Annotated in this window: 19 protein-coding genes; 6 read left to right on the top strand and 13 right to left on the bottom strand. The window is 44.6% G+C overall.

The features are described from left to right. Positions 1-95: 95 nt before the first annotated feature. A complete protein-coding gene (locus tag JV36_RS0108890; protein ID WP_032094551.1) occupies positions 96-1,184 on the bottom strand; it encodes a 3-deoxy-7-phosphoheptulonate synthase in 1,089 nt (362 codons plus the stop codon). A 515-nt stretch (positions 1,185-1,699) separates the two neighbouring features. Here JV36_RS0108890 and JV36_RS0108885 point away from each other — a divergent pair. Further along, positions 1,700-2,734, top strand: coding sequence for a metal-dependent hydrolase (locus tag JV36_RS0108885; protein WP_032094550.1), 1,035 nt, complete (start codon positions 1,700-1,702; stop codon positions 2,732-2,734). 211 nt (positions 2,735-2,945) lie between these two features. Further along, positions 2,946-3,665: an enoyl-CoA hydratase/isomerase family protein gene (locus JV36_RS0108880; protein ID WP_032094549.1), complete on the top strand. Its 720-nt coding sequence runs from the start codon at positions 2,946-2,948 to the stop codon at positions 3,663-3,665. A 94-nt stretch (positions 3,666-3,759) separates the two neighbouring features. Here the strand turns inward: JV36_RS0108880 and JV36_RS0108875 are convergent, their stop codons facing one another. From JV36_RS0108875 to JV36_RS0108845, 7 genes are all read right to left on the bottom strand, one after another. After that, entirely contained in the window at positions 3,760-4,608 is an 849-nt protein-coding gene (locus JV36_RS0108875) for a hypothetical protein (RefSeq protein ID WP_032094548.1), read from the bottom strand. Between the two features lie 256 nt (positions 4,609-4,864). Next, positions 4,865-5,224 (bottom strand): 50S ribosomal protein L19, encoded by a 360-nt coding sequence (rplS, locus tag JV36_RS0108870; RefSeq protein WP_032094606.1) that lies wholly within the window; start codon positions 5,222-5,224, stop codon positions 4,865-4,867. Positions 5,225-5,242: 18 nt separating this feature from the next. After that, entirely contained in the window at positions 5,243-5,959 is a 717-nt protein-coding gene (gene trmD / locus JV36_RS0108865; protein WP_052010028.1) for a tRNA (guanosine(37)-N1)-methyltransferase TrmD, read from the bottom strand. Positions 5,960-6,004: 45 nt separating this feature from the next. Further along, positions 6,005-6,526 carry a ribosome maturation factor RimM gene (gene rimM / locus JV36_RS0108860; protein WP_032094546.1) on the bottom strand — a complete coding sequence of 174 codons (522 nt, stop codon included), beginning with the start codon at positions 6,524-6,526 and terminating at the stop codon, positions 6,005-6,007. A 23-nt stretch (positions 6,527-6,549) separates the two neighbouring features. Further along, a complete protein-coding gene (gene rpsP, locus JV36_RS0108855) occupies positions 6,550-6,801 on the bottom strand; it encodes a 30S ribosomal protein S16 (protein ID WP_032094545.1) in 252 nt (83 codons plus the stop codon). A 254-nt stretch (positions 6,802-7,055) separates the two neighbouring features. Further along, positions 7,056-8,435 carry a M20/M25/M40 family metallo-hydrolase gene (locus JV36_RS0108850; protein WP_235207803.1) on the bottom strand — a complete coding sequence of 460 codons (1,380 nt, stop codon included), beginning with the start codon at positions 8,433-8,435 and terminating at the stop codon, positions 7,056-7,058. 88 nt (positions 8,436-8,523) lie between these two features. Next, the gene (locus tag JV36_RS0108845; protein WP_152561498.1) at positions 8,524-9,396 is read right to left on the bottom strand and encodes a mechanosensitive ion channel family protein; all 873 of its coding nucleotides are present in this window, start codon (positions 9,394-9,396) and stop codon (positions 8,524-8,526) included. A 504-nt stretch (positions 9,397-9,900) separates the two neighbouring features. Here JV36_RS0108845 and JV36_RS0108840 point away from each other — a divergent pair. The 4 genes from JV36_RS0108840 (at position 9,901) to JV36_RS0108825 (ending at position 17,327) form a co-directional block, all read left to right on the top strand. Further along, positions 9,901-11,676, top strand: coding sequence for an ABC transporter transmembrane domain-containing protein (locus JV36_RS0108840; protein WP_052010018.1), 1,776 nt, complete (start codon positions 9,901-9,903; stop codon positions 11,674-11,676). Positions 11,677-11,762: 86 nt separating this feature from the next. Continuing rightward, positions 11,763-12,818 carry an efflux RND transporter periplasmic adaptor subunit gene (locus JV36_RS0108835; RefSeq protein ID WP_032094602.1) on the top strand — a complete coding sequence of 352 codons (1,056 nt, stop codon included), beginning with the start codon at positions 11,763-11,765 and terminating at the stop codon, positions 12,816-12,818. Continuing rightward, positions 12,811-15,930, top strand: coding sequence for an efflux RND transporter permease subunit (locus JV36_RS0108830; protein ID WP_032094544.1), 3,120 nt, complete (start codon positions 12,811-12,813; stop codon positions 15,928-15,930). The genes JV36_RS0108835 and JV36_RS0108830 overlap by 8 nt, the downstream gene beginning before the upstream one ends. Before the next feature lie 461 nt (positions 15,931-16,391). Then, the gene (locus JV36_RS0108825; protein ID WP_152561497.1) at positions 16,392-17,327 is read left to right on the top strand and encodes a hypothetical protein; all 936 of its coding nucleotides are present in this window, start codon (positions 16,392-16,394) and stop codon (positions 17,325-17,327) included. A gap of 23 nt (positions 17,328-17,350) precedes the next feature. On the opposite strand, the gene JV36_RS0108820 is transcribed toward JV36_RS0108825, so the two are convergent. From JV36_RS0108820 to JV36_RS0108800, 5 genes are all read right to left on the bottom strand, one after another. Continuing rightward, on the bottom strand, positions 17,351-18,613 hold the full coding sequence (locus JV36_RS0108820; RefSeq protein WP_081926585.1) for an alpha/beta hydrolase: 1,263 nt from the start codon (positions 18,611-18,613) through the stop codon (positions 17,351-17,353). 77 nt (positions 18,614-18,690) lie between these two features. Beyond that, positions 18,691-19,083: a TerB family tellurite resistance protein gene (locus tag JV36_RS0108815; protein ID WP_032094542.1), complete on the bottom strand. Its 393-nt coding sequence runs from the start codon at positions 19,081-19,083 to the stop codon at positions 18,691-18,693. Between the two features lie 266 nt (positions 19,084-19,349). Next, on the bottom strand, positions 19,350-20,567 hold the full coding sequence (locus tag JV36_RS0108810) for a hypothetical protein (RefSeq protein ID WP_032094541.1): 1,218 nt from the start codon (positions 20,565-20,567) through the stop codon (positions 19,350-19,352). Beyond that, complete coding sequence (locus tag JV36_RS0108805; protein ID WP_032094540.1) at positions 20,564-21,199, bottom strand: hypothetical protein; 636 nt, start codon at positions 21,197-21,199, stop codon at positions 20,564-20,566. The genes JV36_RS0108810 and JV36_RS0108805 overlap by 4 nt, the downstream gene beginning before the upstream one ends. After that, a complete protein-coding gene (locus tag JV36_RS0108800; RefSeq protein WP_032094539.1) occupies positions 21,196-24,894 on the bottom strand; it encodes an ATP-binding protein in 3,699 nt (1,232 codons plus the stop codon). Before JV36_RS0108800 ends, JV36_RS0108805 begins: the two co-directional genes overlap by 4 nt. Positions 24,895-24,902 lie beyond the last annotated feature (8 nt).

The raw sequence follows: 24,902 nt of genomic DNA, 5'->3' as shown, positions 1-24,902 counted from the left end.
TTAGCCCGCTAGACCTTCAACCATTCGCCTTGTCTAAATAGCTCACAGACCGCTGCAAAAATGTACAGCAAAGATCAACACGCCCTAGTAATTCGTTATGCTACTGTGCGCTTATTTTGACGTAAGGGTAGCACAGTTATCAATTTATCTCTGGTTTGAGATATGAGGTTTTCAGTGCTTTCCCAATCAATACAGCCATCGGTAATTGAAACACCGTAGTCTAACTCCTCGTACTTCTTACCTTCTGCTTTTTGATTGCCAGGCTTTAAGTGACTCTCAAGCATAATGCCGATAATAGATTGATTACCTTCCAAAATTTGATTGACCACATTTTGCGCCACTAAAGGCTGACGACGGTAATCTTTTGAAGAGTTGGCGTGGCTGCAATCAACCACTAAACCTGCCGTAAGATTCGCATCTTGCATCTCAAGTTCACACTCAGAAACGCAAACAGAGTCGTAATTAGGCTGCTTACCGCCGCGAAGAATAATATGACCATCCGGGTTTCCGCTAGTGCCAATGATACTTACCTGGCCTTGCTTATTAATACCCATGAAACGATGCCCAGATGCAGCTGATTTGAGTGCATTAATAGCAATGCCTAAACCGCCGTCTGTACCGTTTTTAAAGCCCACTGGCATGGATAAGCCACTCGCCATTTCACGGTGAGTTTGCGACTCTGAAGTACGTGCACCAATGGCTGACCAGCTAAATAGTTCAGCAAGGTACTGAGGGCTTATAGGATCGAGTGCTTCGGTTGCAACCGGCAGCTCTAATTCTGCTAACCAAATTAGAAGTTCTCGGGCTTTGCGTAAGCCAGTTTCAATATCGAACGTGCCATCGATATGTGGGTCGTTAATTAAACCTTTCCAGCCTGTCGTAGTGCGAGGCTTTTCAAAATAAACCCGCATCACAATAAATAGCGTGTCTTTGCATGATTCGTGAAGCTCTTTTAGCTTCAACGCATACTCTTTAGCCGCTTCAACATCATGGATAGAGCAAGGGCCGCATACCACAAGCATACGATGATCACGTCGATGGATAATATCTGAAATAATTTGGCGTGAATCTGAGATAGCCGCTAACGCTTTGTCTGAAACAGGCAGTTCAGCACTTAACGCATCGGGAGTAATAAGCACATCTTCTGCACTTACGTGAACATTATTAACAGTGTCCTTTATCATGGAAAGCTCTCTTAACTAAAAAATGAAAAAAAATATTAAACGCCAAAAGAGTATGCAACCTGCATGTAAACCTTATTGTACAACCAGCTTTTTCTATATTTCTTTAACGTCGTTGACTTTTTAACAATTAACCACTAAGGAAGCAAGCAATAACGCATAATACTTTGATCTAGGTTAGATGGGATGCGAATGAAGGGTCAAACTGGTGTTTTATTACCCACGGCGAGTATAAATCAACCAACTGTGAGCTTACGGGTTTTCTGTGGTATGAGATTAGTATGTCAGTGATATAGGCTGATAGGGCACTGATGTGTTAGTTAAGTTAAACGGTGATATTGCGGTTACAATAAACAAAGATGCCCAGGCTAAGAAGATAAAAACCTAACGCTATTGAAAATGTGAGACTTGCTCCAAATGTGATACTTACTCGAAAAGATCTGGCTGCTTTATAAGAAAATTGGCCTGATGAGGGGCTCATGTCGTATGAGTATAAAATTAGAAATTAAGTGGGCTATATGGACTCTCTCACACAAGCGGCATTAGGTGGCGCAGTTGGTTATGCGGTACTTGGAAACAAAGTGGGTAGAAAGGCCGCTTTATGGGGCGCAATACTTGGCACCGTTCCGGACTTAGATGTTTTTTTACCCTACGAGGGTGCTGTTGAAGCATTTACCTACCACCGCGGATTTAGCCACTCGCTGTTAGTCCACTTGCTTATCAGCCCCTTAATTGTGTGGTTACTCACACACATTCACAAAGACACATCAAGATTCAAACATCGTTGGTTTTGGTTGGTGTTTCTGTGTTTGTCTACTCATGCGGTTTTGGATAGCTTTACGGTTTATGGTACTCAGTTGTTGTGGCCTATAACCGAATATCCTTTTGCCATATCGAATATTTTCATTATCGACCCATTTGTCACTGTTCCGTTGCTTGTTGGCTTAATCATGGTGTTATTGCCCAAGATTCAAAACATAACAAAAGCGCGAGCCAATGCATTCGGTTTACTTGTAAGTTGCATCTATTTAGGTTGGTCACTTATTGGCAAACTTATTATTGATAACAACGTTGAATCGGCGTTAGCCAAACAAGGTATTCAGTCACAGCACTACATGAGTACACCTGCGCCGCTCACAACACTGTTGTGGCGTATCGTGGTAGTCGCTGAAGACAAGTATTATGAAATCTATACCTCTGTTTTTGATGCGGTAGAGGATGTCAGTATTGACGCCTACCCTACCGCCCCTAAATTACTTATTCCCGTGCAATCTGAATGGGGCATAAAACGCTTACAATGGTTTACCAAGGGGTTATATTCTGTGCGATTACAAAATGATGACATCATTCTCTCAGACTTAAGAATGGGAGTAGAATGTGCCTATGCGTTTAACTTTAAGGTTGCCGAACAAACGGATTCAGGCGTTGAGGTGGGTTCATTTGAAAAATTCAGTGAACGGCCCGACTTAAGCGACATGCAGTCTATTTGGCAGCGTATTTGGGACCCGTCCATTTCATTAGCACCTACCGCAGACCGGCAACCGTCTTGCTAGTATTTCGTGCTCGTAAAATGAGCCCGTAACGTGAGCCCGTAACGTGAGCTCGCTCTTATGCGTGGTGGTTGCCCAGCGTCCCGTTGTGCAAATTTACAATAAGACTGCAGTGGTTTGCGTGCATCAATGAGTAAATATCATTAGGTTAAATTTTTCATTTGCTTATATTTATAGAAGAATATGGTAAACAATAAAGTAAAAGAGACTACGAATGGAAAATATAGCGTTAACGTATGATGGTGATGTGGCCATTCTATTGATGCAAAATGGTGAGAACCGACACAATCCCGCCTATGCTCAGGACATGTTAAAAAGCTTACAGCGCGTTATCGAGAACACCTCCTGTAAAGCACTGGTCATCACATCAAATGATGAAAAATGCTTTAGTTTAGGTATAGATACCGATTGGTTAATGCCTGCAATGAAGGCGCAGCAGTTTGATGAAATTAAAGCGTTTATGCATAGTATGGATGACGTATTTAAAACCTTACTGTTGTTTCCCCTACCTGTGATCGCCGCCATTAACGGTCATGCTTTTGGCAATGGAGCCATTCTTGCTTGTGCATGTGACTTTCGTTTTATGCGTTCAGACAAAGGGTTCTTTTGTTTTCCCGAAGTTGATTTATCTATCCCCTTTTTACCCGGCATGATTGAGTTTGTAAAAAAGGCCATGCCTTATTACCGTTTTAATGAGATGAAACTGTCGGGTCGACGAGTGTCTGGTCTAGAACTCGAGCAAGACCATGTCATAGAAAAAGCCTATGACAGCCAAGAGGCGTTAATGCTTGGGGCAGTGGAATACGCAAAAACATTTGATAAAAAGCGTGGTATTTTCGGTGAACACAAAAAACGGTTGCACAAACATATTGTTCATACCATAGACACCGAAAACAAACCCCTTATTGAATCGCTATCGCTTATGACAAAATAAATAAGAGTGGCTGGGGAAAGGCGCTGTGACTTTTCTCCACCGCATTTAGGTCGTGTTGTCCTTTAAAGTAAGTTTCTGTTTCAGACATGGTAGATTATTCATTTATGCTCAATGATTCCGCCAAGCTCTGTGATTCATTTATACTCAACGACTCTGCCATGCTCAAGGACTTTCCTTTACTCAATGACCTTCCTATACTCAAGGACTTTCTTTTACTCAATGAGTAGTGACTCATCATTTTTTGCCATGCCTCGGTTTTCAGTTGAGTGCCTAGCCTTCTATTTACATGCGCTGCAACGGGGCTTAAGTGTTTTGGCACTAGCACGTGTCTTAAATAGCTCTCATGAGGGATAGTTGAGATATGAAGCGAATCTATATATTTGGTTTTTTCATGTAGATACTCTAAGGTGCTTCTACTAACTACACCAAAATCGACTCTTTGATGATAGACCATATCGATTATTTGCTCTGCAGACTCAGTATCAAATCGCTCCAACCGTCCACTTACCACTGCTTTGTTAAGCCCAACATAAAATAACCCTCTCACACCAGCCATGGTTTTATCACTTAGCGTATCGATACGAAACTCAAACGGCGTATCAACGTGGGATATAATTTCGTCCCTGTCTTCTATAAACGCTGACGTCCATAGGTATTTACTTTGCTGACTGTCTGAGAACCAATGGGGACTCACACCTAAAATGACGCCCTCTAGATTACCCCGCTCAAGCAGTTTATTTATTCTTTTTCTGGGCATGTAGGCGAGTCTGTATTCGATTTCATCGTCACTTATCAATGAGAGCAAATCGAAATACAAACCTGACTTCAATTTTTCGTCGATGATGTAAGGAGGTTTTAGATGATAGGTGTAGGCAGTGACAACGCTTGGGGATATGTCGTTGGTTGCACTTAAAAGGGAAGTATTTGCGAACAGCAACAACATGGCTAAACATGCTTTGTGCCTTCTTTTACCTAACCGAAGGACCACGCTAGGTTTCGCGAAACAGTGATACAGACTATTTATTGATAAATTAAACAATGGTTCAGTGCTTCAAAAATTAACTAACCATATATTGAAGCTATAACTCGGCTACCCGCTTGTCAAACCTAAAACTCACATCTTAATTTTTAATGGCCACAAAAAAACCCGCACAAGGCGGGTTTTTTCGAAGTTAACAATAACGCAAGAATTAATAATCTTAGTTAAGCTTCTCTTTGATACGTGCAGATTTACCTGAACGCTCACGTAGATAATAAAGCTTAGCACGACGAACCGCACCGCGACGTTTAACTTCAACAGAAGCGATTTGCGGGCTGTGTGTTTGGAACACACGCTCAACGCCTTCGCCGCTAGAAATCTTACGTACGGTAAAAGACGAGTGCAGACCACGGTTACGCTTAGCGATAACAACACCTTCATAAGCCTGAAGACGCTCTTTGTCACCTTCGGTAACGCGAACTTTAACAATTACTGTGTCACCTGGACCAAATTCAGGTACATCAGTTTTAAGCTGTGCTTGCTCAATTTTTTTGATGATATCTTGACTGACTTTGCTCATCATATCCTCTCGTCCTAGTTAACTGTCATCTCGCCGCAGCTGCGCTTGGAATAATTCAAGCAAACGCATCTGCTCCTCAGTCAGAGCTAGGTGATTTAACAAATCAGGGCGACGTTGCATAGTTCTACCTAAAGACTGCATCAGTCGCCACTGCCTAATTTTTTCGTGATCACCACTTAATAACACCTCGGGCACCTTTTGACCTTCTAGTACTTCTGGCCGCGTATAGTGCGGGCAATCCAAAAGACCGTCTGTGAAGGAATCTTCTACTGCTGAGGCTTTATGCCCTAGCACGCCGGGAACCAATCGGGCAACTGCGTCCATTAAGACCATCGCCGGAAGTTCTCCACCGCTTAACACATAATCACCAATGGAGACTTCTTCATCTACGTGGCTTTCGATTACGCGTTCGTCGATTCCTTCGTATCGACCGCAAATTAAAATTGTGCGTTCGATACTGGCCAAGCGTTTAACGCCAGCCTGATCAAGGGGTTTTCCTTGGGGTGATAAGTAGATCACCTTACTGTTTTCACCGCCAATATTCTTGGCAGCGTGTATTGCGTCAGTTAGCGGTTTTACCATCATAAGCATGCCGGGTCCGCCTCCGTAGGGGCGATCGTCTACTGTACGATGGCGATCATGAGTAAAGTCACGGGGGTTGAAGGTATCAACCGATAACTTACCAGATTTAACTGCCCTACCTATTACACCCTGTTGGGTAAATGGGGAAAACATATCTGGAAAAAGGCTAATAACTCCGAACCACTTTTCCGGTGTCACTTAAAACCCCGGGTCCCAGTCAACTTTAATGACCTTCGCTTCCTTATCTACCTCGTGTACGACTTCGTCGAATACAAAAGGCACAAGTCTTTCTTTTTGACCAAAGGCATCGCCTACATTAGCTTTAACGTGAATAACGTCGTTAGCACCTGTGTTAAATACCTCTTTCACCACACCTAAGTCGTAACCTTGCGTAGTTACCACTTTCATGCCGGTGAGCTCTCGCCAGTAAATGCCATCGTCGCCCAAGTCGGGAAGTTGCGAAGCGTTAATGTAAATATCCAAGTTTTTGACGCGTTCAGCATCATCTCGGTTCTCTACACCCTCAATCTTTGCAACTAGGCTTTTGCCGTGCGTTCGCCATTGATCAATCGAACATTCTTTTTCTTCACCAAGAAACCAAGGCGTGTACTCGAAAATGCCCTCTGGCTTTTCTGTATAGCTGTTGATTTTGACCCAACCTTTAACGCCGTAAGGCGCTCCAATTTTGCCAACAATCACTTTGTCAGACGCTAGACTCATCTATACTCACCAGTTAAAACAGCTTACGCTGCAGATTTTTTCGCTTCTTTTACCAAGCTAGATACGCGATCTGATAAGCCCGCGCCTACGCCAACCCAGTAATCTACACGTTCAAGATCGATGCGAAGACGTTCCGCTTGACCTTGTGCAGTTGGGTTGAAGAAACCGATGTTTTCAATGAAACGACCGTTTCTTGCACGGCTGCTATCAGCAACCACTAGTTGATAAAATGGACGCTTTTTCGCGCCACCACGCTGTAAACGAATAGTAACCATAAAATGCCTCGAACTCGTTGTAGCGTTACCGTTAACTTAAACCCTCTTATCACGCGCAAAAAGTAAGCGCCTGATAGAAGGCTGGCGAATTATACGGATGTGGTGTTCGAATGCAAGTAATAATGCGGGATAAATGGGATTTAGCGGGCCTGTAATGCCGGTCTTGCGGCCCGCTTGAATTTTGGGTCAAACTTACACGTTAAGTAATGTGGTGCACTAAAGGTCTACACTCACTTTTGAACAAGATGCACGACCTATTTTGGGGTGCCTTGTTTTGGGGGGCCTTGTTTTGGGGTGACGTGTTTTGGGGGGCCTTGTTCGCTTAATCGATATATGAGCACAGCTGCCTTGTGAATGTTTTGAGCAAATGTAGACATGTCGGCAACTTCATCTTTCGTGTGGCCGCCATCTCCCATCAATCCGAGGCCATCTATAGCCATGTCGACATGGTCTGCGGCAAATGAAATATCAGCCGCCCCTGCATTGCGCGGGTTTACTGGCGCAATCGGTCCGTAGCCTAACGACTCACTCACGTCGCTATACATTTTTAAAAGAGCGTAATTTTGTTCGGTTGGCGCCATTGGTGGATACCCTTCAGCGAAGGTAAGCGTTGCCGACGTGTGCGCTAAATTGTTAGTCACTATGTCTTGCATCACACGCTTTGCTTTAGTGAGCTCATCTTGGGTCAGTGTGCGAATTCCACCTTTTACAGTCACCTCTTTGGCTACCACATTTGTTTTTCCAAAGCCTTGAACAATAGAATTTTCGGCCTTAACCTCTACTTCGGTTCCTCCCGCAATTAACCCTGGATTAAAGGTGATGTTGCCAACACCGGCTAGTTCTTCTCGAAATGTGTTTAAGATACGCGCAGTTTCAAAAATAGCCCCATAACCTATGCTGTCGGTAAATATTTGAGAAGAATGAGCAGGTTTACCCGCCACATCTAACTGCCATCCTATTGACCCCCTCCGAGCAACTACTGCGGTTTTAATATCGCCATCAGCATCTTCAAAACCCAATGCGATGTCTGCCCAAACAGCTGCATCAATTAGCGCTTTTTTCGATAATGAAAGTGGACGCCCACTACTTTCTTCATCGCCAGTCATCACTACTTTTATGCTCACTTTATCTAGCAGGTCGAGTGCTTTGAGCGCCTGCAAGGCGGCAATAATTATCACATCCCCACCCTTCATATCGGTAATACCAGGGCCAGCAATATGAGTCTCGTCTACAGGGCGGTAAGTCTGAAATGCATCATCTTTTGCAAATACCGTGTCTAAATGACCAATCATCAGTATTTTCGGCCCTGTATTACCGTAGCTGGCTACCAAGTGCCCTGCTCGATTAAACTCGGCGCCATCAACCCACTGGGTGTCAAAGCCCATTGCATCAAATTCAGACCGATAAATAGCGCCAACTTTTTTAACACCGTCAAAATTCATTGTGCCACTATTGATGTTCACCGTCTTTTCTAACGTTGTCTTTGACTGCTCAAGAGATTGGTCAATGTACTGCGTGATTTTTTTCTCAGTTGCGGTATCGGCCATACTGGTATAGCTAATTGCGCACAAAAAACTTGTAGCGATTGTTAGGCTAGCCACCTTTTTTATTTTTCTATTCATCTTTGGTGTCATCTTTTAGCATCCTTACGGTTAGGTGAAACAGTCAACTCACCTATTTAATATAAGCGATTAAATAGGTGAGTAATAGCATCTGCTGCCATCATACAGGTTCATTATCATTGTGATTGCTAAGCGGCAGCGGCTCTTTAAACGTAAGCGTGCGATAAGGGAATGGAATTTCAATACCTGCTTCGTCTAACGCTTTCTTAATTGCTGTTACAACGATATCCCTACTTTTATGCATATCGATAGGTCGTGAGTTTGCCCACCAGCGAACGGTGAAATCGAGAGACGATGAATTGAATTCACGGGCGTAAACTTCAACACCTTGCTGTTGATTTATATCGTCGAGCCCTTCTAATGCGCTACGAATAACTTCACGGGCAGTGTCGACATCTTCACCATAGGCAACGCCAACAACAAGGTCAAAGCGACGAAGTGACAGGTCAGTGAGCACATAGACCGGGTTTTTAAACAGAAAGCTATTGGGAACGATGATGAGCTGATCATCCGTTTTGCGAAGATAGGTTTCTCGAACCGTTATTTTTTCAACTTTCCCTTTAATGCTCTCGCATTCAACGAAATCTCCGATACGCATGGGTTTGCGTAGCATAATCAATATTCCCGCAAAAAAATTCTCGAAAATATCTTTAAACGCGAGGCCTACTGCTACAGAGCCCAACCCTAATACGGTAAGTAACTTCGCTGGGGTGAGACTAGGAAATATAATAGTAATGGCAATGAGAAAGCCCACCGTCCATACCGTTACCTTTATAAGACTGGCGAATAATTCGCACAATGAACGGCGGATTTTCGAGTTTTTTAAAGACCGCTTTAGGACAGCAGTGAGAATTCGAGCCATCAGCCATGTGATGATGAGAACCACGAGTGCAATTGCAAGTAGCGGAAGTAGCTCTACAAACCCCACCCACATTCGCTGGACTTTTTGAAATAGTGGCTCAATAAAATTCACCAGGGTGCTCCATAAGTGAAAGGTTTAACACAGAAGTGTCTGCAACCTTATTTGTTTTTTGTAGCATAAACTAAACACCTTCCACACCCAAGATTGTTTTAGCGCGGGTTACATTCAACATGTAAGCAAACCTGAGACAACGCTGACAGCAGCAAACAAGTACTTTGTTCCTAAAAGCGGCGACAAAGAGTAAAATGCTTCCATAACGCCCCCTTCGGACAGCGGTCTGTGAGCTATTTAGACAAGGCGAATGGTTGAAGGTCTAGTGGGCTAAATCGAAACCATTTAACGCAGGATAAATAGCTCACAGACCGCTGCAAAAACGTACAGCAAAGTTCAACACGCCCTAGGGGCCAATTCCCATCCAACTGATTTACTGCAAATGTAGTCGCATGTGCAAATCAACTGGGGCCATTAACACGTATACTTAATTCTACTGCGCCGCATGTTGCGACTGCAGAGCAACGTGAACAACCCCCCGAAGTTTTTTAAAAAGAGGCTATTTTGACGACTCCACTTGATGAAGTGTCCACTAAACAGGTTTTGCATTGGATTGGCTCTCACTTAAGCCATTACAAAAAAAGAGTAGCGGGTGCAGTTGTCGCCTTGCTCACGGCCGCTGTTGCTTGGCTAATGCTTGGCCAAGGGATCAAATATGCTATCGACAACGGGTTTGTGGACAACGCTTCTGATACGCTGAATCAGGCAACCGTTGTTGTACTAGGTATAACCTTGGTAGCCTGTATTGCTACCTATGCTCGTTTCTATTTAATGACATGGCTAGGTGAGAGAGTAAGCGCGGATATAAGAAACCAGGTTTATTCTCATTTGCTGTCATTGCCCCCGTCGTTTTTTGCCGAATTGAGAACCGGTGAGGTTATCTCTCGATTTACCAGTGATACCACGGTTATCCAGACCGTCGTTGGTATGAGCCTGTCAATGACTCTGCGTTCTGTGATTACATTCATTGGTGCTCTGATTCTAATGGGTATATCGAGCCCCTTGTTAACGCTGTGCGTTATTGTGGCAGTACCTGCGGTATTAGTGCCTATTAAAGTACTTGCTCCACAAGTCAGGAAGTTTGCCAAAATTAGTCAAGACAAAGTGGCAGACCTAGGCTCACACATAGATGAGAGTCTTCATGAAATCATGACAGTGCAGGCTTATACGGCAGAAAATAAAGAACGCTCTCATTTTGCCTCAAGAGTAGAGGCTGCCATGGGTGCCGCTGAACACCGAATACATTATCGTTCGCTGCTTATTGGCTGCATAATGTGTTTAAGCATGACGGCGATTATTTTTATCGCATGGGTTGGCGCACGCCAAGTGCTAGAAGGGCAAATGTCCGTCGGTGAACTATCCGCCTTTTTGTTCTATGCAGTAATGGCTGGTGGCAGCGTCGCTACAATAAGTGAAGTTATAGGAGAAGTGCAGCGCGGCGTGGGCGCCAGCGAGCGTCTTTATCAACTTATCCAAGCTGAATCAGATATTCAGCCCCCTTCAAGTAATACAGACAATGAAGAAACGGTTGTCACATTAGCGGAAAACGCATCCCCTGCTATAAACATCAACAGCGTCAGTTTTAGCTACCCAAGTAGTAAAGCACTGTTTACTAACCTCAACCTCAATATCCGCGCTGGAGAAAAACTGGCGCTGGTTGGCCCTAGCGGCGCAGGCAAAACGACATTATTTCAGCTTCTTATGCGTTTTTATGAGCCTTCATCAGGCAGCGTTGTATTTAACGAAACCAACATCAACAACCTGCCATTAGCACAATTACGTGATCAAATAGCCGTAGTAACCCAAGAGCCCGTGGTATTTGCCCGCTCTGTGATGGACAACATCCGCTATGGAAAACCCGAAGCCACTGATGAGGATGTGGTTAAAGCGGCAAAGCTCGCTTTCGCCCATGAATTTATTGATGCCCTTGATAACCGATACGACACCCAGCTTGGTGAACGCGGAATTAAATTATCAGGTGGGCAAAAACAACGTATTGCCATTGCTAGGGCTATTTTAGCCGACCGACCTATTTTACTGCTTGATGAGGCAACCAGTGCCCTCGATGCCATGAGTGAGCGAATGGTTCAACAGGCAATTAACCGCTTAATGGAAGGGAAAACCAGCATTGTGATTGCTCATCGACTAGCAACGGTTCAACACGCCGACCGCATTGTTGTAATGGATAAAGGAAGCATAGTGGCCACCGGGGATCATGCCTCTTTGATGAAAAGCGATACCCTGTATAGGGAATACGCTGAACTGCAATTGCTTAGCTGAACCGCCTATGGTGCTATACGGTATAAATTTGCACTAGCCAAAAGTCTAATTAAAAGACAAAAAACTTATAACTAATGGGTTACAAAATGAACAAGTCAGTGGTTCGCACAATGAAGACATGGATTGGTCTTTTTTCTTTATTTTTGTTTATGCCGTTCGCACACGGTCAATACATGGGTGACCGACAAGCCAAGTTGGTTGTAACAAAACCTATCGAATTCATGAACGAGACTCGCAAGGTTGAGGCGGTAGGTAGCGCTGAAGCAGTGCAGTCTATCGTGCTTTATTCCGCTGTAGCCGACGAGGTTACTGAGATTAATTTTGTGCCCGGTCAAAATGTCGAGGAAGGAAAAGTACTTGTTCGCCTTGACGACCGCAGACAAAAAACTGCATTAAAGCGCGCTGAACTTACCCTAGCTGACGCCCAGCGTACCGTCGAACGTCTTGCATCGAGTTACAAAAAAGGGGCAATCCCGGTAAATGAACTTGACCTTGCCAAGACACAGCGTGATTTAGCAGAAGTCGCGTTAGAAGATGCAAAGACAGATTTAGAAGACCGTCGTATTGTTGCGCCCTTTGACGGCGTTGTTGGCTTTACCGACGTGGAAGTGGGCGACCGTATTAATGAGCAGACGATGATCACCACGCTGGACAATCGTAGCAAGCTGTTTGTTAACTTTAAGGCCCCCGAAGCAGCCCTAGCAGTATTGCTAGATGGTCCGCAGGTTACCTTGGAGCCGTGGAGTGATAAAGAAAAAAGCGTGAAAGCAGAGATTGCGCAGGTAGATTCGCGTATCAATGAAACCGACAGAACACTACGAGCACGAGCTCTTTTGGACAATTCATCTGATCAATTCAGACCAGGCATGAGTTTTCGAGTTAATCTTTCCATTGAGGGCGACCGATTTGCCGCAGTTCCAGAATCAGCTTTATTATGGGGTGCCACTGGTGCTTACATTTGGCTTGCGGTAGATGGCAAAGCACAAAAATTAGACGTAAGTGTTCATCAACGTCTTCGTGGCATAATATTGGTATCGGGTGATATCACTAATGGTGACACACTTATTGCTGAGGGTGTACAGCGCCTGAGAACTGGCCAATCTATCACTACCGAAATAGCCGGGGGGCCAGCCGGTGAGTGATAAACAACTTTCTTCACAGGCAAACGACCTTCCATCGCTAGCGATAAGACGTCCAGTACTTATTGTTGTTTTAAATTTGCTCATCGCTATTGCTGGGTTTGCAGCGTTAAGCGGTCTTGAGGTTCGCGAACTTCCTGATGTAGATACGCCGCGAGTAACAGTTACAGCGACATTCCCTGGTGCATCACCTGAAACGGTTGACGCAGAAGTAACCAGTCGCCTTGAAGGTGCGGTAGCGCGGGTAAGTGGTGTAAAAAACATTTCAGCGCAAAGCGAAGAAAACTCGGCCCGTATTCGTGTTGAGTTCCGCCCTGGTGTTAACCTAGAGGACGCCGCGAACGAAACCCGTGAGTCAGTAAGCCGCGTACAGCGACAGCTTCCTGAAGATGTTGAACAGGTTGCCATTATTCGCGCTGACAACGACGCTCAAGCTGTTGTGAGCTTAGCTATATCGAGTAAAACACTTGATATGGAAACACTCACCGAACGAGTAAATACCGATGTCGCCCCCTTATTTTTAAGTATTCCAGGGGTTGCTGACGTTAACATGCGCGGTGAAAGGGAGCGCGTGCTTAGAGTGTCAGTCGATCCACTGCGATTAACCAGCTTTGGACTGTCGATGAGAGACGTGTCCGACGCGCTTGTTTTAGCTCCGTTTGATGTACCCGCCGGCAGTATTCAATCATCTGAACAGGCTCTTATTGTTCGAGCTGACGCCACATCCGTATCAGCCCAAGATGTTGGCGATATCGTTATATCAGGCGACATACGGGTTAACGATGTAGCAAGCGTATATTTTGGCCCAGCAGATTCAACCAGTATGGTGCGATTAGACGGCATGCCGGTTATTGGCTTGGGGGTTATTCGTCAAGCCAGCTCTAACACCATTGAAATCTCTGATGAAGTGCTTGAAATGGTGGGTGAACTAGACAAACGCTTTACTGATATGGATATTGTGGTCACCGCAGACGACGCCGAATTTATCCGTGACTCGGTGAAAGAAGTGGTTATTTCACTTAGCCTCACTGTGGCGCTAGTGATAGTTACGTTACTTGTCTTTATTGGCTCGTGGCGCGCAACGCTCGTCCCCGCCCTATCCATTCCAGTGTCTTTAGCAGGTGCGCTTGCAATAATCTGGGCAATGGGCTTTTCCATTAATATTTTGACCTTGCTAGCGCTTGTGCTTGCCACCGGTATGATTGTGGATGACGCTATTGTTGTGTCAGAGAATATTCAGCGCCGTCGCAGCATGGGCCTTGGCGCAAGGGCAGCTGCGGTGATTGGTACACGAGAAGTGTTTTTTGCGGTAGTGGCAACAACCGCAGTACTTGCATCTGTATTTATCCCCATTGCGTTTTTGCCATCTACGGCAGGTAAACTCTTTAGAGAATTTGGCGGTGTATTAGCCGGCGCAGTGATCATTTCCTCGTTCGTTGCCCTTTCACTGGTGCCTGCGCTAACTGCCCGTCTTGCAGTCAAAAAGCCAAAAGAAAACGGCAAAAGCTTTTTTAACGCCACCTTTGGCCGATTTGGTAACGCGTGTCTTTCGCTGTATCAATCATCGCTATTAAAAGCGCTAAAATATGGTTGGGTTGTTGGTGTATTAAGTCTAGCAGCCGGCGGTGGCGCCTACATATTATCGGGTAATATCGATAATGAACTACTGCCTAGTGAAGACCGTGGAACGATACGCATTTTTGCTCGTGGTCCTGACGGTGCCGGTCTTAACTTTATGGATAGACAAGCCGAGAAGATGGAAGAGATGCTGCTTCCTTATGTGGAAAAAGGCACAATAGATTCTATGTACACCGTGGTTGGGCAATGGGATCCGAACATTGTCTTTATTACCGCGCCCCTGAAGCATTGGGACGACCGCGATATGTCGCTACAAGATGTGGTCAATGAAATTCGCCCAGGCCTGCAGGCTATTCCTGGCGCACCTGGAAACGCATTTGGCGGAAATAGTTTGAATCTTCGCGGACAAGGCGGCGGTTTGGAAATGGCGTTAACCGGTGATACGTATGAAAATATTTATCAGGCAGCGCAGACTTTTGCCACTGAAATAGAAACTAAGCTACCCTATTTAGGCCGTCCACGGGTGAGTTATGACCCTACTCAGCCACAACTGCGTGTGAATATCGACAGACGACGTGCTGAAGAGCTTGGTGTGCCGTTAAATGACATTTCTAGTGCACTACGCGCCGCGGTAAATGGCGATGACATTGCCGATTTGAACGTAGGCGATCAGTCTATTCCCATCATGCTTCAAACCAGCAATAGAAATACGATGGCGCCTTCAGATCTGACTAACCTCTACGTGAAGAGTACTGATGGCAACCTAGTTCCACTATCGAGCGTGGCCTACATTAGCGAAGAAGGCGTAGCAGCAGAATTGGAGCGTCAGGCCCAACGTAGAGCCATTGAGCTTGAAGTTGAGCTGCCTGAAGATAAGGCGCTGAGTGATGTGGTTGAAGAAATACGTGCTATTTCTCAAGATACATTGCCAGATGGTATTGGCCTTATCTTTTTAGGTGAAGCACAAACTTTTGAAGAAACGTCTAAGCAAGTCGCACTTACCTACGTACTGGCATTTGTTATTGTGCTATTGGTATTGGCTGCACAGTTTGAGAGTGTTAACAGTGCAGTAGTAGTCATGCTGACTGTTCCCTTTGGTATTGCAGCGGCGGTTTATGCATTGTTCTTAACCAGTACTTCAATAAACGTTTACTCACAGATTGGCTTAGTCATGCTCATTGGCCTTTTGGCGAAAAACGCCATATTACTTATTGAGTTTGCCGACCAGCTTCGGGATAAAGGGTATTCTGTTTACGATGCTATTGTGGAAGCAGGCACGGTACGTTTAAGACCTATTATGATGACATTGGTGTCTACCATTTTAGGTGGGCTTCCATTAATTCTATCCACTGGCGCTGGTGCGGAAGCAAGAAATGCTATTGGTTGGGTGGTATTTGGCGGCCTAGGTATTGCGGTTGTTTTCACGCTATACCTCACTCCTGTGCTGTATCTTGCTCTAGCCCGATTTACTAAGCCTAGAGCTGATGCTAGTGACCAGCTTGAAAGGGAATTAGAAGAAGCTCAGCCACATACGTAACTCCCAAAAGCATAAAACAGTAAAATAAGTTTAGCTAATTGAAAGGTCGTTCTTGAAGAGCGGCCTTTTTGTTTTGATGGTGATAAATATTTTAAAAATCATGTGCATTACAAACCCTAGACACTATATTCGTTTATTTAAAAACAAAATTTCAGTTCATCAGGGTTAATCTTATAGTCATGTGGTCGCAGTGTTTGCGGAACATCTGCAAAACATGATAACTTCAATGTTAATCATACGATTGCCAAATGTTAATCAGATGATTGTTAAATGTAAAAACCTATAAGGAAATGGTTATCAATAAAAGAATACTGTTATCACTAGTTTGGCTATTATCGAGTCAAGTTTTTGCTGGCCAACTGACAAAAACGTACTCTTGCGACACGTGCGATTACGACGACGCGTATAACATAGCCCAAAAGAGGTTCAAGCCGATAGCTTGTACTTCAGGGTCAAATGGTATGCCCACGTTCGATGATACATTTCAATGCAACACGACATTAAATATTGTCATTGTGGCTAACCCTATTAGTTCACAGGCATTCAAGTTTGAGATTGAAGCTACAAATCACAACCAATATACAGACGCAGTAAAAGTTACTGTAAAAAACAAAAGCATCAATGCAAATGAATCAGCTGCCCTTCGAGCATTCTATGAGATAGATAAAGAGTTTCGTGATGCAATAAATGGGTTCTCTAATTCGGCTCAAAACCTATCATCCAGTCGATATTCTCCGTCTCACAAAACTAACACTTATAGCACTAATGCTGACAATTCGTGTAATAACCACCCATCCGTTATTTTTAAACCTACAGCAGAAAAAGATGTACTGCGAGAGCTAACAAAGAACTTAGCTCGAACAATAGTCACAAGAGGCTGGAACGATGTATATGAAGAAGTAAGATTTAACGGTGCTGGGGTTCAAATATCGGCTGATGCAGGCGGTGCCGATATTTCTTGGGAATATAACAACTTAGACTCCTTTGTAAAAAAATCATATGGCGGCACTGATAACAAACTCATTTATAAAGTCTTATTTGTTGGGAATGCAAGCGCATCTGGTGAGAGAGAGTTGGACTTTAGATTCGAGTTAGATAAAGCAGCATCAAGAGTAGATGGTTTTCCATTGTCTACTTTCATGGGTGGTGGTGGGCACCCAGTTGATCTGACGCAATCCGCAGTATCGAATTGCTTACTCAAAAATATTGAAAGTATTGCGCAAGAGACGATATTCAATGGTGGTGGTACTGGGTCGGGAGAAACAGGTGGTAACTTTGAGCCTGATACGATTATTGGCACAGGGGTATGCATCAAGCGCACAAAATATACACCATGCTCAACAACCATGGATGGTGTTAGGCAGTGTACTGAAAACTCAATACAAACGAAGTGTTGATAAACAAAGGCAATGCAAAAATTCTAGAGAGTGCAAAAATCACCCGCAGACTCATCGCTTGTAAATGCCACTATTTTATCTATCATCGCATCAAAGTAAGGGTTGTAGGTTAGCCTTGCGTAAACACGGTTGGCATCCTCATCGTCATAGCCCCAAGGGCCATACCATAAGTCTTCACCTGCTTTACCTTCTTTACAGCGCGCTTCTGATTCACTCCCTTGGCCGTTATCACAAATTTTAAATGTGCTTTGCGTGCCGTACAGCGAGTTTCTAGCAGAAAACAACGAACTCATATGCGATGCGGCGCTTATACGCTCCTCTGGCAAATTCATTGATTGCATAAGCAGCTGCCCAGACATCGATGGATTATCAATAAATACGTCTGGGGCTTCCTCGCCCTGCCAAAGTAGACACTTTTTATCATTGGTAAAGTTTTCTTTAAAGCGTTGAGCAACATGTTGTGTATCTACAACACTGTCTTTTTCTGCCAATACCATTAGCACGGGAACATCTAATGACGTTTTATTCCCATTGCCATTATCAAACCTGCGCGCTAGTGCATTCACGCTTTCTTGGTAAGCCGCGAAACCGGGCATGGCGGTAGAATTGTAGCGACTTGGATTGTCTTCAGCTTCCACATTCGGCCAAGGGTAAAGCGTATCAATATAAGGAGCTAGTTTAGATACGAAAAAACGAGATTTAAACGCTGGGGAAAAGTGAATCATCCCGTTAATATCATTTCTATCAAAGGCGCTAATGGTGGTGAGGTTAGCCCCTGTTGAAAACCCACCCACATAAAGCTGCTCAACCGTAGAGGCAAATTGTTCAAGCTGAAAATCTGTCTCTACTTGCCATTGCTCGTAACTCACCGAAAGCATGTCGCCAGGCTTTGAACCATGCCCAGGTAATAACATTACGCGCACTCTCAACCCTTTTTCACACAAGGTGGCGGCTAGCTCTCTAAAAAAGTACGGAGAGTCGCCTAAACCATGTACGAGAAACAGGCCTTTATCATTAACTGAAATCCCGCACTCAAATGGCATATTCATAGCAATTTCAGCGCTTTTGTCTGTTCCAACAAAGCTGCGATTGGCGCTCAAATAGTTTAAGACTTGCTCTTTATAATTATCAAAAGGAGCAACCTGAGTGGGGAACGGTTGAGTGCTGGCATTAAAGCTGGCGTCGCTTTGAGCATCGTCGAAAGAATGACAGCTCGTAAGCAGCGGAAACAGTACCAATGCTGATAGGCTCTGCCCTATTTTATTTTCGCTAACATGTTGAGGCATAAGCACCATAAAAGGAGGGGTTGTTGTACCGCTGTGCCTTTAATACACAGCGATACGATTTATGTATAGATTCACTTCTACTGAACGGTCTCACTACCCGAGACAAGGGCTTTAGCGAGCACTTTATGAGTAAGTAGTGAAAGAAGCTCGGTTTCAGCTTCGCTTCGCTCTCCATCTACCCCAGTTATGGCCATTGCCACTTCAAGGGTTTTATCAGCGTCGAAGGAAAGCGCATTTTTCAAGCTGCGCATGTAAGAGACTGCGTCTCCCGTATCTATGGCCTTTCGTGTTTGATAAATTGTGTCATTGAGGAAGGCTTCTGGGCAAATTGGGCTTTCCCATGAAAGTGTATCCACAATGTCACTGAGGTAGTCTTGCTCTGATAATGTCACTACACCATCTACTTGATAAAGCAAAACAGATAGTTGGATAAGGGCTTGGTTAAAACTTTGTTGTTCTGATAATTGCATAACATCTTCCTCTTCGTACTGTACGCACCAGCACCACAACGATTCTACGTCCTGTAGAAATATAATTTAGAACATCATATGGTCGCACTGACCGAGCTAACGTGGGCGCTGCTATCACTGTGTACAAAGCTACAACACTGTGATGACAGCATGATTACGTCCACTTAAATTATATAGCTCACTACGTGAACTTTTTGTAAATATTTTTTTAAAATAGAGACGCCGCTGAGTAATATCAAGCGCTTGCCATCAAATATTTTTAGGGTTTAGCGCAAGCCTAATGTGATATCACTAATATAAAAATTACCGGTGTAAATCTTATCGTTCATGCCGTGAGGCTCTAAAGCAAAAAACTGCTTCTCTTCATCATCTAACGCCTGATAACCACCAATCACTTGGTAAAGCCATACTTCAGGGTCAAACTCGAGCTGCTGCTGCTCGTAATAATCTAAAGCTGTCTTTGCTTGCCCAGAGTCAATAACATCACAAAAATAAGCTTCAACGGCTTTTTGCAAAGGCTCTTTTTCAAGAGACAGCGTAGTTTGTTCGGTAACATCAATATCGGCGGGCTTGCCGTCATCTTGGGTTCCGCGTTTTTTGTGGATATGCGTAAGCGTTGCCACCATGTCATGGTAATCACTCTCATGCTCCACGTTGTTCACGTCTGCGGCCGCCTGAGAAATTGTGGCAGCACTGTGATTAAATAATACAGGGACATTGGTCAGGTTTGCGTAATTGCCTGGAGCAAAATCAGGCTGTTGCTCCATATGCAACAGAAAGCCTTTAAGAAGCCGGGTTCGGCCTTGAAATTCTCTAAATCGGCCCAGTAAATCAAGAAGTCGTGCTTGCACAACCGAGAGCTCTTGGGCGGCTTTCGAAAATCGCTGCTGTAGCGATACCACCAGCAGATGCCTAAGCTCACGATTCGACCCCGCAATTTCACTGAGCTCATCGAACCGAAAGCATTCAAGTTGCGCAAGTAAGTCGGTAACTTGTTGTTGTGCTAACTCATTCTCTCGAATTTTCGCGTCTACCGAAGAGACATAGCCAAATTCATTATTAATTCGACTAAACATTACTCTTACACTATTACTCAGCGTTTCCGACAGCTGATAAACGTGCTCTGTCAGATCGCTCATGTGCGCGGCGGCTTCGTTGAATTTATTGTAATGGAGTGCTTCTTTATAGTGTTCAGTCAGGGTTTTTAAACTCGCGAGTGATGCCCCAACGTTGGCATTTATCGTACGATTTCTCTCGTCTTGTAAACTGCCCTCTAAAAGAGTGCGTACAGCACTTTTTAAACGCAGTTCACTTTGCGCTTCTGGGCGCCACAGTACGCCTAGTTGAACAAGTTGCTCAAGTACTTTGCTGCTGTGATCCTGCTCTTTTACAGAGCCGTTAATATACGCTTTCATGATCAGGTCGCTGTGGCGACCTAATGCATTGAGCAGCTTAGTTCCGGCTTGAAGTAATACCTGGCTCATATCAGGTTACCTTGAGATACCGCAGCCTCCGCTTGCTCAGACAGGCTCAATGCTTCAGTTTCATCAATAAAGCGTAAAGTTTCATAAAGGTGTTCAATTTTTCCTGTACCCAAATAAATTTGTTTATCTGGGTTTGGCTTAATTAAATAGCCTAGCTCAGTGAGGCGCTTAAACACCTGCTTAAGCTGGCCGTCCACGTTAACGCTGGTAGAGCCAAACATTCGGTAACGAGATATCTTCTCTAATTGCTCGCCGTAGGCGGGCGTATCTTCAATGCTACCTTGCAATTCATTGAGTCGAATAGCGCTGCCCATAGTAATGGGCATATCAGATTCATTGGCCTGCTGAACTAGTAACAGCCACTCGATGAGAGGCACTAGGTTAGACGCCGTATCTTGGAACTGCTGCGTAAGCACTTTGCGCTCTTGCTCACCAATAGTGGAATAGCTGGCAAAAAATACTTCGCCTTCTGCTGTGGTTGAGAGAGTGCGATTGAGCAGCGTTAAATGCGGTTCTAGCTTTGCCGCGTTGTCACGACTTTTAAGAAAGCGCCACGCTTCCTCATCAGTAACTTGGCAAATAAAAGTCCCTTGCAACAATGCGCTTAACACGCGACCTTGTTCTGTCATCATAACGACGGCTCCTGTGTTACTGCATCACTGTGCTTTTTGGCTTTTATACGCGCTGCTATGCTGCTCGCTTTTGGTTGAACCACTTGTAACTGGCGTGTCACTTTGTCGATAAGGTACCGATTCTCAAACAGCGTGAGTACTTCTGACTCTGGATTAGGGAATGCGCCCACTACGCTGATGTTGTTGTTCTGACACGCATCAAATATCTTTTTCACGTTGCTTTGGTGTAGCGTACCGAGCTCATCAATAGGCCAATGCACAGTTGCACCCGCGTCTTGACGCAATAAGCGAGTAAATGCCAATAAGAACTTACATAAAATAAGATAAGCCATTCCGTGACTGGACGACTCATTAAGCTGGCGATCGGTTCGAATAACCAGGTCGCTATTTCCTTCCCGCAGATGCAGCTCAATATCGAGTAATTTGCTGATACCACCTGTGAGTGCGGCTCGCCCTAGAATATCAAGGACTCTGCGCATGCTTTGGCCATACTCTTCTTCAGGCAGTTCATTTGCCCCTTCTTCCATCCAGAATTCATAATGCTTTCTGAATTGCTCAAGCTCTGGCCAAAATTCAAGTTCACTGATACGAGAACGGATTTTAACAGCGGAGTCTGACACACCATCAAGGAACAGCTCACCATCCACCTCTTGGGTAATTCGACGACTTTGAGATACGATGCGCTTATCGATATCTGCCAATACAAAGTAGTACTGAGATAAATCGGCACCAAAGATCCTGCCCTGCTCTCTGAGCCCTTGCAGCTTTTGAGGCACAATAACATTGAGCAGCTGTGATAAATGAGACACCATGCGTCGATGATCAAAACTTTTGACGCCATGCGCGTTAATTGTGGCGCATTCTTCTCTTGCGCGTTCCCACGTATCAGAGAGCCCTGTGCCGGCCTGCGCCGCAATAAGCTGATCAAATCGTTCCACATAAGCGCGAATATCACTGAGTAGATTGTCACGCTCTTGCAGCTGACTTTGCACTTCTGATATGCGCTGGCCAATACTCACTTCGTCGTGCTTAATCTCAGCAGTATCATCGCTAGCTTGCAGCGTGAGCTTAGCCAACGACTTGCTCAAGTTTTTAACTTGCTCAAGGTGCTCGGTGGTGGTTTTAAGCGTGCTTTCTAGCTGTGTGTGCTGCTCTTTTAACTGCTCTCTTTTCGTTTTATACGCACTTTGCTTGCTTGCAAGGCTGCGCTCAGACTCACCTAATGATTTGCGAGCTTTAGACAACCCTTCTTGCCACACCACTTTTTGTTTAGTGAACACATTGGTATACCAGCGCTCGTAGTCTGCGACTTTGTGACGGTGAGTTTCTGTGCGCGCAATATCTTCTTTTAACTGATTGATCAACTTTTTAAGCTGGCCAATTTCGTCAACATCAACACCTCGATTATTCAATTCACTCTCTAACCAGTGCTGCATATCTTTGCGATCTTGAGCTGCGCTCTCTCTAGCTTTACGCATGTCGCTGTCTAGTTGAGATAATCGAGCGTCTGTATCTGAAATCAGCTGCTGCCAATGAAACTTATGTTCCGTCTCAGCTTCTCTTTGCTGGTCGTTGATTTCGTCTCGGCTTTGTTCAAATTGCGCTTTTACTTGTTTTTGGCTTTGTTGATTAGCCTCGAGCTTTGCTTTCGCCTTCTGCTTTCTCTCTGACAAGGTTTGCTGGTACTCACTAAGCACCGTATCTCTGTCTTGTTGAGCACGCTTTCGGCTAGCTTCGGCACTTTTAACCACATTGTCTTTTTGTGTAAGTGATAACTCTGTGTTGCGCACATCTTCGTTGGCCTTGGCCAATCGCTGCTCACATTCGTTTTGCGCTGCCAATGCAGCTGCTTGGCGAATCTCAGCATCTTTAAGCTGCTGTTTTAATGCTTGTTCTGTAGAAGCATAATCCGGTGTATCTAGCTCATTAAGCGCTAACTTCACTCCCATGAACGTATCGGCTTGTTCTTCCATGTGGGGCGCTAAATCAGTGCGGTCCAACAATTCTGGGCGAATCACTTTACCTAAGGATACTTCCCAGTCGTCCACATTCGCTCTTAAAAATTCGAGCAAAGACCCTTCGCCTGGATACAGCAAGCCATTAATTTTATTAACCGACTTTTCTTCCTGCTGAAACGAAGCGCGTGCTTTATCTAATGCTTGAGAGCAGGTTTTACGATATTCACAGGCTTTTGTGTGTGTTTGCTGGGACTGGCGAAGCTCCGCTCGTGCAGTATCTTCATTAATCGACGCTTCTTTAATTGCTGCATCTAAAATATCCAGCTGAGATTGTTCAAACTCGTTGTACCCAGCATTACTCAGAGACGCTTTTAACTCTGCTTCGTATACTTTAAGTTCGTTAACATTGCTTGAAAAATCGCTCTGTAGCGTATTTAACTGCTCGCTGTAGTCGTTGCTAATTTTCGCCAGCGCCTCACGCTCATTTTGCTGTTGTAAAGACTTGTGCTCTGCAGCTTCTTGTCTCGCCTGAGAAAGTTCATCTAGAGTAGCGGAGAGGTTTTCACCGAGTTCGGCTAACCGCTTGTTGTAAGCCGACTCTATGTCCTGGTGCTTTTCAGTAAGCAGCGCATAGCGGCTTACACTAAGCTCTTTCTTGCTATACCACTGAGGTAGATTGCCCACGTCTTCTTTAAGTTGCTCGATGTCCTCTTCTTGCCACTTATCAAATTCACCTTCAACATTTTCAAGCTCAATCGTATATTTTTCCACGTCAGCACGTGCAGATGATATGACTTGATTGAGATGGTCGCGATTATCGCCCCATTCACTGTCGGTTTGCTTGCGTTGAAAGTTATTTTCATCGAGCTCGTTTTTTGTAGTTTCTACGCGAGCAGATAGATACGTTTTATCCAGTTCAAAGGTATGCTTAAGCGTTGCCAGCTGAAGTTCGGTGTTGCTTAAGGCCATGTCCGCTTGTTCTAGCCTCGAAAACTCTGGCCTTATTTTATCGAACTGCTTAATTAGGTGGCATTCTTTAATCCAATCATCTACGCGGTTGCGGCTTAATCCTGAGGTAGGCGGTGTGACGCCATCTTCTTCTAATATGGCTGCGATCATTGCCTTGATCGTTTCCATTTTTCCTTCTTTAGAATGCACCGCTTTGGCAAGTTTTTCGATATGACGCATATGCTTAGATGACTCGCACAAACTAAACAGTTTGGCGTAGCCGAGCACTTCACGTGCAGTATTACTTTGATTCAGCACGCCGTGGTCGTTTTGGATAATTGCGCGAAAATCTTTAGTGTTAAGTAAACTCGTTACCATCACGTTGTTGCGCTTCATCGCTCGCGCTAATTCAGCGCTGCTGACACTCGCATGTTTACCGCTCTTTTGTTCAATCAGATAGTCACTTATTTCAAAGGGCTTACCGATGAGACGATAGTTCACTCCGGTGCCATTTGAACTTAACACCGCTTGGCATAAATCGCCGTCTGCACGGGCGTATTCGTAAATAATAAAACTAGAAAGGCGAGGCAGGTACCAGCGCTCGAAGCTGTCTCGTGTCGCAGGGACAACACGACTTGGATACTCACCGTAAAAAACGGGAATAAGTCGTTGAAGCGTTGTTTTACCTGACGCATTGGTACCACAAATATTTGTGTGTCCATCAAGCTTGAGTTCAACGACACCCGGAAGATGAGTGTCGATAAGAATAATTCGTTTTAAGCCTGCCATAGAATTCC

This window comes from Alteromonas sp. LOR, from assembly GCF_000753865.1.
Classification (GTDB): Bacteria; Pseudomonadota; Gammaproteobacteria; order Enterobacterales; family Alteromonadaceae; genus Alteromonas.
Note: the sequence above shows the minus strand (reverse complement) of the source record. Positions and strands in the feature narration are given on the sequence as shown.

What these genes read in the sequence shown, in the direction of transcription:
- JV36_RS0108835 (WP_032094602.1), top strand. Translation starts at nt 11,763, where the DNA reads ATGAACAAGTCAGTGGTTCGCACAATGAAGACATGGATTGGTCTTTTT.
- JV36_RS0108880 (WP_032094549.1), top strand. Translation starts at nt 2,946, where the DNA reads ATGGAAAATATAGCGTTAACGTATGATGGTGATGTGGCCATTCTATTG.
- trmD (WP_052010028.1), bottom strand. Translation starts at nt 5,959, where the DNA reads ATGTTTTCCCCATTTACCCAACAGGGTGTAATAGGTAGGGCAGTTAAA.
- JV36_RS0108810 (WP_032094541.1), bottom strand. Translation starts at nt 20,567, where the DNA reads ATGAGCCAGGTATTACTTCAAGCCGGAACTAAGCTGCTCAATGCATTA.
- JV36_RS0108890 (WP_032094551.1), bottom strand. Translation starts at nt 1,184, where the DNA reads ATGATAAAGGACACTGTTAATAATGTTCACGTAAGTGCAGAAGATGTG.
- JV36_RS0108820 (WP_081926585.1), bottom strand. Translation starts at nt 18,613, where the DNA reads ATGCCTCAACATGTTAGCGAAAATAAAATAGGGCAGAGCCTATCAGCA.
- JV36_RS0108885 (WP_032094550.1), top strand. Translation starts at nt 1,700, where the DNA reads ATGGACTCTCTCACACAAGCGGCATTAGGTGGCGCAGTTGGTTATGCG.
- JV36_RS0108805 (WP_032094540.1), bottom strand. Translation starts at nt 21,199, where the DNA reads ATGATGACAGAACAAGGTCGCGTGTTAAGCGCATTGTTGCAAGGGACT.
- JV36_RS0108815 (WP_032094542.1), bottom strand. Translation starts at nt 19,083, where the DNA reads ATGCAATTATCAGAACAACAAAGTTTTAACCAAGCCCTTATCCAACTA.
- rpsP (WP_032094545.1), bottom strand. Translation starts at nt 6,801, where the DNA reads ATGGTTACTATTCGTTTACAGCGTGGTGGCGCGAAAAAGCGTCCATTT.
- JV36_RS0108850 (WP_235207803.1), bottom strand. Translation starts at nt 8,435, where the DNA reads ATGACACCAAAGATGAATAGAAAAATAAAAAAGGTGGCTAGCCTAACA.
- JV36_RS0108825 (WP_152561497.1), top strand. Translation starts at nt 16,392, where the DNA reads ATGCCCACGTTCGATGATACATTTCAATGCAACACGACATTAAATATT.
- JV36_RS0108800 (WP_032094539.1), bottom strand. Translation starts at nt 24,894, where the DNA reads ATGGCAGGCTTAAAACGAATTATTCTTATCGACACTCATCTTCCGGGT.
- rplS (WP_032094606.1), bottom strand. Translation starts at nt 5,224, where the DNA reads ATGAGCAAAGTCAGTCAAGATATCATCAAAAAAATTGAGCAAGCACAG.
- JV36_RS0108875 (WP_032094548.1), bottom strand. Translation starts at nt 4,608, where the DNA reads ATGTTGTTGCTGTTCGCAAATACTTCCCTTTTAAGTGCAACCAACGAC.
- rimM (WP_032094546.1), bottom strand. Translation starts at nt 6,526, where the DNA reads ATGAGTCTAGCGTCTGACAAAGTGATTGTTGGCAAAATTGGAGCGCCT.